General features: G+C 61.9%; 8 protein-coding genes. 7 read left to right on the top strand and 1 reads right to left on the bottom strand.

All coding sequences use genetic code 11. The features are described 5' to 3' along the window. The first annotated feature begins 39 nt into the window (after window positions 1–39). The 4 genes from rpoC (at window position 40) to JQ597_RS31225 (ending at window position 10030) form a co-directional block, all read left to right on the top strand. Entirely contained in the window at window positions 40–4239 is a 4200-nt protein-coding gene (gene rpoC / locus JQ597_RS31240; RefSeq protein ID WP_212269293.1) for a DNA-directed RNA polymerase subunit beta', read from the top strand. Window positions 4240–4410: 171 nt separating this feature from the next. Continuing rightward, complete coding sequence (locus tag JQ597_RS31235; protein ID WP_212269292.1) at window positions 4411–5478, top strand: helix-turn-helix transcriptional regulator; 1068 nt, start codon at window positions 4411–4413, stop codon at window positions 5476–5478. A 309-nt stretch (window positions 5479–5787) separates the two neighbouring features. Then, a complete protein-coding gene (locus tag JQ597_RS31230; RefSeq protein ID WP_212269291.1) occupies window positions 5788–7842 on the top strand; it encodes an FAD-dependent oxidoreductase in 2055 nt (684 codons plus the stop codon). Between the two features lie 139 nt (window positions 7843–7981). Further along, on the top strand, window positions 7982–10030 hold the full coding sequence (locus JQ597_RS31225; protein ID WP_212269290.1) for an ABC transporter ATP-binding protein: 2049 nt from the start codon (window positions 7982–7984) through the stop codon (window positions 10028–10030). Here JQ597_RS31225 and JQ597_RS31220 read toward each other — a convergent pair. Continuing rightward, window positions 9970–11196 (bottom strand): FAD-dependent oxidoreductase, encoded by a 1227-nt coding sequence (locus JQ597_RS31220; protein ID WP_212269289.1) that lies wholly within the window; start codon window positions 11194–11196, stop codon window positions 9970–9972. The two genes, JQ597_RS31225 and JQ597_RS31220, sit on opposite strands and share 61 nt — an antisense overlap. A 700-nt stretch (window positions 11197–11896) precedes the next feature. Between JQ597_RS31220 and rpsL the strand changes: the two genes are divergently transcribed. From rpsL to fusA, 3 genes are read left to right on the top strand one after another with little or no spacing between them, the layout of a single operon-like run. Next, entirely contained in the window at window positions 11897–12268 is a 372-nt protein-coding gene (gene rpsL, locus JQ597_RS31215; protein WP_057849132.1) for a 30S ribosomal protein S12, read from the top strand. Window positions 12269–12283: 15 nt separating this feature from the next. After that, a complete protein-coding gene (rpsG, locus tag JQ597_RS31210; RefSeq protein ID WP_192733871.1) occupies window positions 12284–12754 on the top strand; it encodes a 30S ribosomal protein S7 in 471 nt (156 codons plus the stop codon). 30 nt (window positions 12755–12784) lie between these two features. Then, entirely contained in the window at window positions 12785–14857 is a 2073-nt protein-coding gene (gene fusA / locus JQ597_RS31205; protein ID WP_212035208.1) for an elongation factor G, read from the top strand. The last annotated feature ends 8 nt before the right edge of the window (window positions 14858–14865 follow it).

Here is a 14865-nt window from a genome sequence, read left to right as displayed (position 1 = left end):
ATTTGCTGCCGGTGACGATCGGCACGCGAGGAGAAGACGATGAACCAAGAAATTATGAATCTCTTCAATCCGACGACGCCGGCTCAGGTCTTCGACCAGATCCGGATTTCGATTGCGTCTCCGGAGAAGATTCTGTCGTGGTCGTATGGCGAAATCAAGAAGCCGGAGACCATCAACTACCGTACCTTCAAGCCCGAGCGCGACGGCCTGTTCTGCGCCCGCATCTTCGGGCCGATCAAGGACTACGAGTGCCTGTGCGGCAAGTACAAGCGGATGAAGTACAAGGGCATCATCTGCGAAAAGTGCTCGGTCGAAGTGACGCTCTCCCGCGTCCGTCGCGAGCGCATGGGCCATATCGAGCTGGCGGCGCCGGTTGCGCACATCTGGTTCCTGAAGTCGTTGCCGTCCCGCATCGGCCTTCTACTCGACATGACGCTGAAGGATCTCGAGCGGATCCTGTACTTCGAATATTACGTCGTGCTGGAGCCGGGCCTGACCGCGCTCAAGGACCGTCAGCTGCTGTCGGAAGACGAGTATCTGAAGGCGCAGGACGAATACGGCCAGGACAGCTTCACCGCCATGATCGGCGCCGAAGCGATCCGCGAGCTGCTCAAGGGTCTCGAGCTCGAAAAGCTTGAGGCGTCGCTGCGCGCCGAGATGCAGGAAACTGAATCCGACATCAAGCACAAGAAGCTCGCCAAGCGCCTGAAGATCGTCGAAGCGTTCCGCTATTCCGGCAACAAGCCGGAGTGGATGATCCTGACCGTGGTGCCGGTGATTCCGCCGGACCTGCGTCCGCTGGTGCCGCTCGACGGCGGCCGCTTTGCGACCTCGGACCTCAACGACCTCTACCGCCGCGTCATCAACCGCAACAACCGCCTGAAGCGGCTGATGGAGCTGCGTGCGCCCGACATCATCATCCGCAACGAAAAGCGCATGCTGCAGGAGGCCGTCGACGCATTGTTCGACAACGGCCGCCGCGGCCGCGTCATCACCGGCGCCAACAAGCGTCCGCTGAAGTCGCTGGCCGACATGCTCAAGGGCAAGCAGGGCCGCTTCCGGCAGAACCTGCTCGGCAAGCGCGTCGACTACTCCGGCCGTTCGGTGATCGTGGTCGGTCCCGAACTGCGGCTGCATCAGTGCGGCCTGCCGAAGAAGATGGCGCTCGAACTGTTCAAGCCGTTCATCTATTCGCGGCTCGACGCCAAGGGTCTGTCCACCACGGTGAAGCAGGCCAAGAAGCTGGTCGAAAAAGAGCGTCCCGAGGTCTGGGACATCCTCGACGAGGTCATCCGCGAGCATCCGGTGCTGCTGAACCGCGCGCCGACGCTGCATCGCCTCGGCATTCAGGCGTTCGAGCCTGTCCTGATCGAGGGCAAGGCGATCCAGCTGCATCCGCTGGTCTGCGCCGCGTTCAACGCCGACTTCGACGGCGACCAGATGGCCGTGCACGTTCCGCTGTCGCTTGAAGCGCAGCTGGAAGCGCGCGTCCTGATGATGTCGACCAACAACATCCTGCATCCGGCGAACGGCCAGCCGATCATCGTGCCGTCGCAGGACATCGTGCTCGGCCTCTATTACGTGTCGATCATGCGCGAAGGCCTGCCCGGCGAGGGCAAGATCTTCGGCGAGATGGCCGAACTCGAGCACGCCCTGCATTCGAAGGTCATCCACCTCCACACCAAGATCAAGTACCGGTGGGAAGGCATCGATGAGACCGGCAAGGTGTCCAAGCGCTGGATCGAAACCACCGCGGGCCGCGTCATGCTCGGCAACTTGCTGCCGAGCTCGGCGAAGATTTCGTACGATATCATCAACAAGCTGATGACCAAGCGCGAAATCTCCGGCGTCATCGACCAAGTCTACCGCCACTGCGGTCAGAAGGAGACGGTGATCTTCTGCGACCGCATCATGGCGCTCGGCTTCTACAACGCGTTCAAGGCCGGCATTTCGTTCGGCAAGGACGACATGGTCGTGCCGCACTCCAAGTGGAAGATCGTCGACACCACCCGTACGCTGGCGAAGGATTTCGAGCAGCAGTACAATGACGGCCTGATCACCCACGGCGAGAAGTACAACAAGGTGGTCGACGCCTGGTCGAAGGCGACCGAAGAAATCGCCAAGGAGATGATGAAGGAAATCTCCTCGACCAAGAAGAACGCCAAGGGCGCCGACGCCGACATCAACTCGATCTACATGATGGCGCATTCGGGCGCGCGCGGTTCGCCGGCCCAGATGCGTCAGCTCGCCGGTATGCGCGGCCTGATGGCCAAGCCGTCGGGTGAGATCATCGAGACGCCGATCATTTCCAACTTCAAGGAAGGTCTGTCGGTGCTCGAATACTTCAACTCGACCCACGGTGCCCGCAAGGGCCTCGCGGACACCGCGTTGAAGACCGCGAACTCGGGCTACCTGACGCGCCGTCTGGTCGACGTGGCGCAGGACTGCATCATCACGCAGGACGATTGCGGCACCAAGCTCGGCATCAAGATGCGCGCCATCGTCGATGCCGGCACGGTCGTGGCCTCGCTGGCGTCCCGCATTCTCGGCCGCACCGCGGGCGAGGATCTGCGCGATGCCGCGACCAACAAGGTCGTGGTCAAGCGCGGCACGCTGATGGAGGAGACTCACGTCGACGCCATCCAGCAGGCCGGCATCCAGGAAGTGAAGATCCGTTCGGCCCTGACCTGCGAACTCGTCAACGGCATCTGCGGCAAGTGCTACGGCCGCGATCTGGCCCGCGGAACGCCGGTCAACCATGGTGAAGCGGTCGGCGTCATCGCGGCGCAGTCGATCGGTGAACCCGGCACCCAGCTGACGATGCGTACGTTCCACATCGGCGGCGCGGCGCAGATCAACGAGCAGTCGTTCATCGAGTCGAACTTCGACGGCAAGGTGACCATCAAGAACAAGGCCATCGCCAAGAACAGCGAAGGCCATCTGGTCGCGATGGTCCGCAACATGGTGGTTGCGATCACCGACGCCGACGGCACCGAGCGTGCGACCCACCGCATTCAGTACGGCGCGCGCATGCACGTCGATGAAGGCGATATGGTCAAGCGCGGCCAGCGGATCGCCGAATGGGATCCGTACAGCCGTCCGGTTCTGACCGAAGTCGAGGGCACGATCGGGTTCGAGGACCTGGTCGAAGGCCAGTCGATCTCGGAAACGCTCGACGAATCCACCGGTATCGCCAAGCGCGTCGTCATCGACTGGCGCGCCTCGCGTGGCGGCGCGGATCTGCGCCCGGCCATCGTGGTCAAGGGCAAGGACGGCAAGGTCCTGAAGCTCGCACGTGGCGGCGATGCCCGCTACATGCTGTCGGTCGACGGCATTCTGTCGGTCGACACCGGTGCGAAGGTCAAGGCCGGCGACATCCTGGCGCGTATCTCCACCGAGAGCGCCAAGACCCGCGACATCACGGGCGGTCTGCCGCGCGTGGCCGAACTGTTCGAGGCTCGCAAGCCAAAGGATGCGGCGATCATCGCGGAAATCGCGGGCACGATCCGCTTCGGCCGCGACTACAAGAACAAGCGCCGCATCTCGATCGAGCCGATGGACAAGACCGAGGAGACCAGGGAGTACCTGATCCCGAAGGGCAAGCACATCCATCTGCAGGACGGCGATATCGTCGAAAAGGGCGATTTCATCGTCGAAGGCAATCCGGCACCGCACGACATCCTGGCGATCAAGGGCATCGAGGAACTCGCAGCCTATCTGGTCAACGAAATCCAGGAAGTCTACCGGCTGCAGGGCGTGCTCATCAACGACAAGCACATCGAGGTGATTGTCCGTCAGATGCTGCAGAAGGTCGAGATCACCGACCAGGGCGAGACCGACATGATCTCGGGCGAACAGGTCGACAAGATCGAGTTCGACGTGATCAACGCCAAGGCCAAGGAAGAGGGCAAGAAGATCGCCACGGGAACGCCGGTACTGCTCGGCATCACCAAGGCGAGCCTGCAGACCCGCTCGTTCTTCTCGGCGGCCTCGTTCCAGGAGACCACCCGCGTGCTCACCGAAGCCGCCGTCAACGGCAAGGTGGATCCGCTGGAAGGCCTCAAGGAGAACGTCATTGTCGGCCGGCTGATCCCGGCGGGCACCGGCGCCTCGATGGCCAAGATCCGCGAAGTCGCGGTCAAGCGCGACAAGCTGATCCTCGACGAGCGCGAGAAGCAGGCCGCGATCGTGCCGACCGCTCCGGAAGCGGAACCGCTGGCGCTGCCGCCCGCGGAATAGGGACCTGTCCAGTTCCGCCCAACAAGAAAGCCGGCTGCGAAGCCGGCTTTTGCTTTTTACAACGCGGGGTCCCGACGCTTCACGCCCAACAACGGTGTGTGCTATCAGTATGGAATTTGGTGAACAACACGCTCCTTGCGATTCCCCATGAGCGACTCAATTTCAGAACATTTGATCGACCGCATTTACGAGGCGGGGCTCATTCCTTCCCTTTGGCCGGCTGTGCTTGGCGAGCTCGGTGCGGCGACCAGCGGTAGCGGTGGGTTTATGTTCGCCGTGCGGGACGGATACGTCAGCGCGGTCAACTCAGTCGAATATGATGCGACCATGCCGCTCTTTCTGAATGACGGGTGGAGCGAGCGCGATCCGAATCTGCCGCGCGCCATCGCGCTGAATCATGCAGGCTTCCTCACGGACGGCGATCTTCTGTCGGATGAGGAAATTGCAACCAACGAAGTCTATTGCAATTTCTATCGCAAATACGGCCTCGGCTACCGGGCCGGCACGATCATCCCGATACCGAGTGGCGATTCGATCGCCATCGTCGTGCCGCGGCACCAGGATCTTGGTCCGGTGCCGCGCGAGATGGTCACCTTCCTGGATGGACTGCGGCCACATTTGGCGCGGGCATCGCTTACGGCGAACCGCCTTGGCTTCGAGCGCGCACGCGCCCAGGCGGACGCGTTGCAGGCGCTGGGGCTGCCCGGCGCGGTGCTACGTGCGCGCGGCCAGGTGTTCGCGGCCAACGGCCTGTTCGAGGCGTTGATGCCTTCGCTGTTTGAAGACCGTGCCGAGCGCGTGACTATGACGGATGTGACGGCGGATGCGCTGCTGGCCGAAGCGCTCGCCGCGCGGCCTCTTGGGGATGGCCGGATCATCAAGTCCATACCGGTTGCCGCGACGGCCAATTATCTGCCGATGGTCTTGCACGTCATTCCCGTCCGCGGGGCCGCGCGCGACATCTTCACGCAAGCGAGCGTGCTGCTTGTGGTGACGCCAGTCGATCGCGCCGCGGTGCCGACCGCCGAAGTTCTGCAAGGCCTGTTCGACCTGACGCCGGCGGAAGCGCGTGTGGCGCGCGGCATCAGCGAGGCCCGCACGATCGAAGTACTCGCAGGGACGCTTGGTGTCAGCCGTGAAACGGTGCGCTCTCAGCTCAAGTCCGTGCTCGCGAAAACAGGCCTTTCGCGGCAGCAGGAACTGATCAGTCTGCTCGCCGGCAAGGCGTTCCCGGAATAACGAAATGTCCGCGGGAATCCGAAAGCGCACTCCACGTCTGCGGGAATAAGGCCGGCGGAGCCGCTTGCCGCTACCGTGGCTGCGAATTCACACATGGCGACGCCCGATCAACCACCGGCGCCGAAACCCCCGTAAGAGTACGGATTCGGATGAAAAAAGCGCAGTTATGGCGGGCTCCTTGGCGCTTTCCGGCATTGCTGCGACGCGCGGACCTGCTTTGTTCATCTTCCCTTCAGGGTGAAAAGCGCTTTTGCTAAGGAGACTTAAACCGGCTGCACTTGGGGGCAGGCGGGAACTTGCGGAAAACACATGCTCGATCTTGCAATCGTAGGCGGCGGCCCGGGCGGGCTGATGAGCGCCTGGTATCTGAAAAAGAAGCTCGGCGATCTCTGCCGCATCACGATCTACGAGGCATCCGACCGGGTCGGCGGCAAGATCGTCACGCGCAAATTCGATTCGGCGCCGGCGATGTATGAGGCCGGCGTTGCCGAGATCTATGATTACTCGATGACCGGCCCGGATCCGCTGCGCGAGCTGATCCAGCATTTCGGCCTGCAGACGATTCCGATGGACGCCGAGCAGGTGCAGTTCGACGGCGAACTCCTCAATGACGTGCCGGGCATGCGCCGCAAATACGGCGCGAAGACCGCAGCCGCGATTGAGGGCTTCCGCAAGCGCTGCAGCGATATGGTGTCGCCGCTCGAATATTACGAAGGCGTCGGCGCCCACGACAACGAGCATCCGTGGGCCTACATGACCGCCGAGGAACTGCTCGAAAAGTTCGTCGACGACGATACCGCCAAGCGCTTCTTCAAGGTGATGGCCCGCTCGGACATCGCGACCGAGCCCCACAACACCAACGGGCTGAACGCGCTTAAGAACTTCGTGATGGATGTCGACGGCTATATCGGGCTGTATTCGATTCAGAACGGCAACGAACAACTGGTCGATTGCCTGCGCAGCGAAGTCACGGCCGATATCCAGCTCAATCACCGGGTGCTCCAGGTCGGCAAGACGTCCTCCGGCCGCTATCAGCTCAACATGATGAACGGCAAGGGACCGGAGACGCGGGACTTCGATCTTGTGGTGATGTGCCTGCCGCATTCCTGGCTCGGCACGATGCGCTGGAACGGCGAGCAGCTGCGCAAGTCGATGGTCAAGCACGTCGCCTATTTCGACCGGCCCGCGCATTATCTGCGGGTCTCGATCCTGTTCGACGAACCGTTCTGGGGCGAGAAGATCCCCGGCGCCTGGTTCATGTCGGAGGCATTCGGCGGCTGCTGCGTCTACAACGAGGGCGCGCGTCATGATGTGGGCAAGCATGGCGTCCTGAACTGGCTGATCGCGGGTTCCGATGCGCTGGCATTTGCCAATCTCAGCGATCAGGAACTGATCGACGCCGCGTTGAAGTCGCTGCCGGCGGCGCTCGGCAACGCCCGTGACTATTTCAAGGAAGGCAAGATCCATCGCTGGCTGTCGTCGGTGAACGCGCTGCCGGGCGGCTTGCCGGTGCGCGACGTCATGACCAACCACCGGCCCGAGCCGAAGGAACATCCGGGGATCGTCGTGGTCGGCGACTATCTGTTCGACTCCACGCTGAACGGACTGCTCGACTCCTCCGACGCCGCCACCGACATCATCGTCTCCGAGATGATGCGGCTGCGCCGCGCACGCGCGCAGGCGGGCGGGTCGCTCTCCGACAAGATCGATCGCGATTATTTCCAGAATTATCGCGGGCTTGGCCCCTACAGCGAGGTCTGGAGCGAGTTTACCGACCCGGCCTATCTGACGGACCTGATCAAGATCGTCTGGAACCGGGCGAGGGGCTACAAGCTCCTGATCGCCGGCTCGGCCAGCGGCGAACTGGTCGGCGCGCTGCGCGAGCGCGGCATCGACGCCTGGGGCATCGAAAACAACCGCGCCATCCATGCCCGGACGCCGAAGGCGCTGAAGAAATTCAACAAGCTCGGCTCGATCGTCGATATGCCGTTCAAGGACGGCGAGTTCGATTTCGTGTTCGAGACCAGCCTGTGCCACGTCGCGGAGAAGCAGGTCCCGCGCGCCGTGCGCGAACTGAACCGGGTGATCAAGACCGGACTGCTGTTCGGCTCCGTCACGTCGGACACGCCGCCGGCGCTGATCGACCGCTACGACCTGCTGCGCGGGGTGAAGAAGCTCAGCACCTGGTGGGAATGGTCGGAGTTGTTCTTCGGCAACGGATTCGACCTCTCAATGCATCGCCGCGACGTCACCGATGCATTGTGGGCGGCGACGCTTGCCGCCAACAAGGGGCCGGGACAGTGGTACGCCGACTCCGACAGCCTGCGCTATTCGTTCTTCGACAAGGTGGAGTCCGAAGACTGATCGGCAGCTTCCGGTACTCGGATTGTTTGCCAATTGTTTTGCCGAATTCATCCTGATCGCATAGGATCGGCGCGGTAGCGTCCACCGCTATCGCGTTTCGATTTGCGGTCATGCCGGCCGTGCAGCATCGGTTGGTTTCATGGCGCCAAAGCCTCCTTCTTCGGATGATCAGAATCCCGCGCCAGCGGACGATCCTGAGCTTGCGAAGAAGCTCGCGCTCGAGGCTATCGCCAGTGGCAAGCCGGCCGGCTTGCCCGCCGCCGATGACGGCATAAAAGACAAAAAAGCCAAGAAAGACGAGGACGAGGACGACGACGAGCTGGAGCTCGACGACGATGATGACGAGGACCTCGTCGTCTTCACCGCGAAGGAAGCCGCCGGCGCGATGGCGACGGTCTACGGCTTCGTCAAGCCCTATCTGGGCAATTACAGGAAGCCATTGGCGATCGTCACCTTCGGCGTGCTGGTCGAGACGCTGTTCAACGTCATCATGCCGCTCAGCCTGAAGTTCCTGATCGACGACGCGCTCGGCGAAGAGGATTTCCAGGCGCTCTACAAGATCCTCGGCGTGCTCGCGGTCGCCGGCATCATCACCTCGATCGTCGCGATCTGGTATGAGCGCTGGGATGCGCGGCTGGCAGCCGGCATCATTTCCGATGTCCGGACCCGGTTGTTCGAGCATGTCCAGAGCTTGCCGGCGGGCTATTTCGCCCGCACCAAGCGTGGCGAAATTCTCTCGCGCTTCTCCATCGACCTCTCGGCCTTCGAGGGGGCGGTCAAGACCTTTGCCAACAGCGCGGCGCTGCCGTTCCTGGAGCTGATCGCCGGCATCATCCTGATGCTGTTCCTGAACTGGCAGCTCGCGGCCGTCGCGCTTCTGGTGTTTCCGATCACGCTGATCGGCCCGCGGATTCTGACGCCAAAGGCGGTGCAGGCCAATTACGAGCAGAAGCTGAATGAATCGGCGCTGCTCGGCATGGTGCAGGAAAACGTCGCGGCCCAGGCGGTGGTGAAAGCGTTCAGCTTGCAGCGCCGCGCGTTCGGCTGGTTCTCCCTGCGCAACCAGGATGTGCGCACCAAGACCGCGTCCGCGGTGTTCCTGTCGACCATGGTGGAACGCACCGTCACGATCTCAGTGCTGTTGCTGCATCTGGTGGTGCTCGCGATCGGCGCCTATCTCGCCACCACGGGCCAGATCACCATCGGCACCTTCGTGACCTTCGAGAGCGCGTTCTGGGAGGTGTCCTACAACATCGCCCATCTGATGCATTTCATTCCGGTGTCGATCCAGGCGGCCGCATCGGTGCGGCATATGCAGGAACTGCTGGACGAGCCGACCCGCGGCGCCGACCGCCCCGGCGCGCCCGATCTGCCGCGCATCACCAACGACATCACCTTCGATCGCGTGACCTTCCAGTACGAGGGCAGCGAGACGCCGGTGCTCGACAATCTCAGCCTCAAGCTCAATGCCGGCAAGCGTATCGCCATCGTCGGACCCAGCGGCTCCGGCAAGAGCACGCTGCTCAATCTGATCCTGCGGCTCTACCAGCCCGACGAGGGGCGCCTGACCATCGACGGCGTCGACGTCCGCCGCGTCACCCTGGAATCGCTGCGCGGGAGCATGGCGGTCGTGTTCCAGGAGAACATGCTCTTCAACATGTCGATCCGCGAAAACATCCGGCTCGGCAAGGAAGGCGCGAGCGACGAAGAGGTCGTGGAGGCCGCCAAGAAGGCCGAGATTCACCAGTACATCATGAGCCTGCCGCAGAAATACGACACGCCGGTCGGCGAACGCGGCGACACGCTGTCGGGCGGCCAGCGCCAGCGCATCGCGATCGCGCGCGCCGTCATCCGCAACCCGTCCGTCCTGCTGCTCGATGAGGCGACGTCCGCGCTCGACCAGACCACGGAAGCTGCGATCAATCGCACGCTGCTGAAGGTCGCGGAGGGACGCACCATGATCTGGTCGACGCACCGCCTGACGTCGGTGGTCGAGATGGACGAAATCATCGTGATTTCAAACGGCAAGGCGATCGAACGCGGCTCGCACGCGGAGCTGCTTGCCCGCAATGGCGCCTACCGCAAGCTCTGGGACGACCAGGGCCACAAGCCGCACAATGCGGCCGGTCAGGCCGACGACGACAATGAAGACGACGATGATGATGAGGACGAGGACGACGAGGAGTGAGCGTGGGTTTTTGCTTCCGCGCTGATTGCCTTGCGTAACCGTCGCAGATTGCCTTCGCCAAACCACGCCAGGAATCGCGCCAGGCGTTGTGCGCGCCAGTAGATGCCGCGGTCCAGGGTGACCTTGCGGAAGCTGAAGGCCTTCGCCATCGACCAGGCGTCGCAGGCCTGCTTGACCGGATCTTCGTAGTACGACGCGATCTTGGCCACGTTCATGCCCTCGGTCGCCAGCCAGGCGGGAATATGGACGTTGCAGAGCTGGGTGACGTCAGTGAGTACCTTGTCTGTGCCGGTGCCCGTGACGGGGCAGGTGGTGGCGAAGGCGTCGCCGACCAGGACGATGCCGGGCTGCCGATAGCCTGTGCTGACGTGGATATCCGCTGGCCTGATCTTGACGTCGCCTGACACGGTATATTCGCCGGTGATGCGGCGTAGCCGCGGCAGCGCGGCATTCATGGTCTCGACCGGCTTTTGCCGCATCTCGCGCAGCCAGGGATCGTCGGCCTCGCGATAGGCGAACAGATTCGCCCGCATCTTCGTGCCGACCGGAAACAGCGTCAGATAGGGGATACGGCCGCTCGGACGTTCCGAGAAATACGTCAGCGCGGGAAATTCGAAAGCGGCGCGACCGGCGGGCGCAAGGTCGAATCCGATCGAGATCGAGTGACACGCGCTGATGATCTGGCGTTCGATGCCGAGATTGCGGCGGAGCCCGATGTTCAACCCATTGGCCAGCACCACCAGCCGCGCCGAGATCGTTTCGCCGTTCGAGAGCGTGAGCTTCTGGCGATCGTCGCTGGTCGAGACATCCGTGACCTTGGCGTAGACCAGTTCGGCAGGTTTGGGGATTTCGGCCCGAATCGCCATGATCAGCGCGTCATACATGATGCCGAACTGCTGGCTCGGCCGCTTGTCGAGCAGATAGCCGGCCCGCGCGATCCAGTTTTCGCCGTCATGGGTGGTCGAACGCAGCAGCGAATCGGCGAATCCCGTCTTGTACAAAAGGTCGACCTGGGTGCCGCCGCTCAGCTTTTCGACGCGAAAATCGAACGGATAATTTTCATGCGGGTCGATCAGGAGCGTCGGAATCCCGGCGCGTCCGAGCATCGCGGCCGCGGTCGAGCCGGCGAGGCCGCCCCCGATAATTGCAATGTCCGTGTACTGCATAGGAATTTCCGGCCTTGAAGGGCTAGTTTTGCGCCGGGAAAGGCAAATAAAGGCTTAGCTTGGCAATCCGCTTTGGACGGGAACCCGGGGAATTATGTTTCTGGATATATTTACCCGGATAAAATAAGCGAGAATCGCCGGCACCGTTCGATTCGAAGAAGCGGGGAGTGCCGCCAATTTCGGTACGCACCGATTCACGCGAAGCTCTGAATCTGCCCGTGCCATAGGCGTTTCCTGCGTTGTCGTTTCGCTTGACTTAGCTACCCACGGCTTATAGAAGACCCCCACTTCACGACAGGCGGTGAGCGTCGCCAGCGTCGGAACGGAACACCCTTCAAATCCTTATGGACCCAAATCCTTCTGGACTGAGACGGGCACCAACCTCGACGAATGCCGCTCAAACGCTGTCGATCATATAGCTAGGCAATGCCAGTGCGATTTTAGTTCTCTTGAGCACGTTCTCTTGAGAGTGAACTCGGATGCATGACCTCGGTAGCAGGCCGAACAGCGAACGCTGATCGGCCTTCAGTCGCGGTCCTCTGTGGCGTCGAAGCGCTTTCCGCTCAGCAATGAGTGGTTGGCGCGATTTCGTTTTGCGTGGGTCTTTTCCCGTGCAAGGCGGCCGAACGGGGCGGCTAGTCCCGAGAAGAATTTGCGAAGCCATCTCCGGTTTCGCGCGAACTAAAGGGTGAAGGCTGACATGCCGACGATCAACCAGCTGATCGCAAAACCGCGTACCGTGCAGAAGTCGCGCAAGAAGGTGCCGGCGCTGCAGCAGTCGCCGCAGAAGCGCGGCGTTTGCACGCGCGTCTATACCACGACCCCGAAGAAGCCGAACTCGGCGCTTCGTAAGGTTGCCAAGGTGCGCCTGACCAACGGCTTCGAAGTGATCGGCTACATCCCGGGTGAAGGCCATAACCTTCAGGAGCACTCGGTGGTCATGATCCGCGGCGGCCGCGTCAAGGATTTGCCCGGCGTGCGCTACCACATTCTCCGCGGCGTCCTCGATACCCAGGGCGTCAAGAACCGTAAGCAGCGTCGTTCGAAGTACGGCGCGAAGCGTCCGAAGTAAGCGGGAACAGCCAAGATGTCTCGTCGCCATTCAGCTGAAAAGCGTGAAGTGAACCCGGATCCGAAGTTCGGGAACATCATCATTACGAAGTTCATGAATTCGATCATGTACGACGGCAAGAAGTCTGCCGCCGAGAGCATCGTCTACGGCGCGCTCGCCATGATTGAGGCCAAGACCAAGCAGGGCCCGCTGCCGGTGTTCGAGCAGGCGCTGGAAAACGTCATGCCGACCATCGAAGTGCGTTCGCGCCGCGTCGGCGGCGCCACCTATCAGGTGCCGGTTGAAGTGCGTTCCGTCCGCCGTCAGGCGCTGGGCATTCGCTGGATCATCACCGCGGCGCGTGATCGCAACGAGAAGACCATGACGGAGCGGCTCTCGGCCGAGTTGCTCGACGCGTCGAATAACCGGGGGAACGCCGTCAAGAAGCGTGAAGACGTGCACCGGATGGCTGAAGCCAACCGCGCCTTCTCGCACTATCGCTGGTAACGGCGAAACACGGATTTTAAGGAACAACCCATGCCCCGCGTTCATGCCATAGAGAACTACCGCAACTTCGGTATCATGGCGCATATCGATGCCGGCAAGACCACGACCACCGAGCGCATCCTTTATTACACCGGCAAGAGCCACAAGATCGGCGAAGTGCACGAAGGTGCCGCGACGATGGACTGGATGGAGCAGGAGCAGGAGCGCGGCATTACGATTACGTCGGCTGCGACCACCGCGTTCTGGGAAGGCAAGCGCCTCAACATCATCGACACCCCCGGCCACGTCGACTTCACCATTGAAGTCGAGCGTTCGCTGCGCGTGCTCGACGGTGCGGTATGCGTGCTCGACTCCAACCAGGGCGTCGAGCCTCAGACCGAAACCGTCTGGCGTCAGGGGGACAAGTACCGCGTTCCGCGCATCGTCTTCGCCAACAAGATGGATAAGACCGGCGCCGACTTCTACAAATGCATGCAGGATATTGTCGATCGCCTCGGCGCCAAGCCGATTGCGATCCAGCTTCCGATCGGCTCCGAAAACAACTTCAAGGGCCTGGTCGATCTCGTCCGCATGAAGGGCGTGGTCTGGGAAGAAGAGAAGCTCGACGCCAAGTTCGTCGACATCGATATTCCCGAGGACATGGTCGAGAAGGCCAATGAATATCGCGAGAAGCTGCTGGAAGCCGCCGTCGAACTCGACGACGACGTGCTTGCTGCTTATCTTGACGGCAAGGAGCCCGATGTCGCGACCTTGAAGCGCATGATCCGCAAGGCCGTGCTGACCGGCGCGTTCTTCCCGGTGCTGTGCGGTTCGGCGTTCAAGAACAAGGGCGTGCAGCCGCTGCTCGACGCGGTCGTGGACTATCTGCCGTCGCCGGTCGACGTGCCCGCCATCAAGGGCATCGATGAAGACGGCAACGAAGTCACCCGCAAGGCCGACGACAAGGAGCCGCTGGCTCTGCTCGCGTTCAAGATCATGGACGACCCGTTCGTCGGCACCATCACCTTCTGCCGCATCTATTCGGGTGTGCTGATGAGCGGTACCGGCGTGGTCAACTCGACCCGCGAGAAGAAAGAACGTATCGGCCGCATGCTTTTGATGCATGCGAACAACCGCGAAGACATCAAGGAAGCTTATGCCGGCGACATCGTTGCCTTGGCAGGCCTGAAGGAAGCGCGCACCGGTGACACGCTGTGCGATCCCGACAAGCAGGTGATCCTGGAGAAGATGGAATTCCCGGAGCCGGTGATCGAAATCGCGATCGAGCCGAAGTCGAAGGCCGACCAGGAAAAGCTCGGCGTCGCACTGGCGAAGCTCGCTGCGGAAGATCCGTCGTTCCGCGTGTCGACCGACCAGGAGTCCGGCCAGACCATCCTCAAGGGCATGGGCGAACTTCATCTCGACATCAAGGTCGACATCCTGCGCCGTACCTACAAGGTCGATGCGAACATTGGCGCGCCGCAGGTGGCGTTCCGTGAGCGCGTCACCAAAAAGGCCGAGGTCAAGTACACGCACAAGAAGCAGACCGGCGGTACCGGTCAGTTCGCCGAAGTGTCGATCGTGGTCGAGCCGAACGAGCCCGGCAAGGGCTACGAGTTCGAGTCCAAGGTTGTTGGTGGTTCGGTGCCGAAGGAATACATCCCCGGCGTCGAAAAGGGCCTCAACAGCGTGATGGGCTCGGGTGTCGTCGCCGGCTTCCCGGTGGTCGACGTCAAGGTGACGCTGGTCGACGGCAAGTATCACGACGTCGACTCGTCGGCGCTGGCCTTCGAAATCGCATCGCGCGCGGCATTCCGCGAAGCGCTGACGAAGGGCAAGTCCGTCCTGCTCGAGCCGATCATGAAGGTCGAAGTGGTGACCCCGGAAGACTATACCGGTTCGGTCATCGGCGACCTGAATTCGCGGCGCGGCCAGATCCAGGGTCAAGACATGCGCGGCAACGCCAACGTCATCAATGCGATGGTGCCGCTCATGAACATGTTCGGGTACGTGAATAACCTGCGCTCGATGAGCCAGGGACGCGCGACCTTTACGATGCAATTCGATCACTACGCGGAAGCACCCGCGAACGTGTCCGCAGAAGTCCAGAAGAAGTTTGCCTGATTGTCGTT

It is taken from the genome of Bradyrhizobium sp. AUGA SZCCT0177 (assembly GCF_018130125.1).
GTDB lineage: Bacteria > Pseudomonadota > Alphaproteobacteria > Rhizobiales > Xanthobacteraceae > Bradyrhizobium.
Note: the sequence above shows the minus strand (reverse complement) of the source record. Positions and strands in the feature narration are given on the sequence as shown.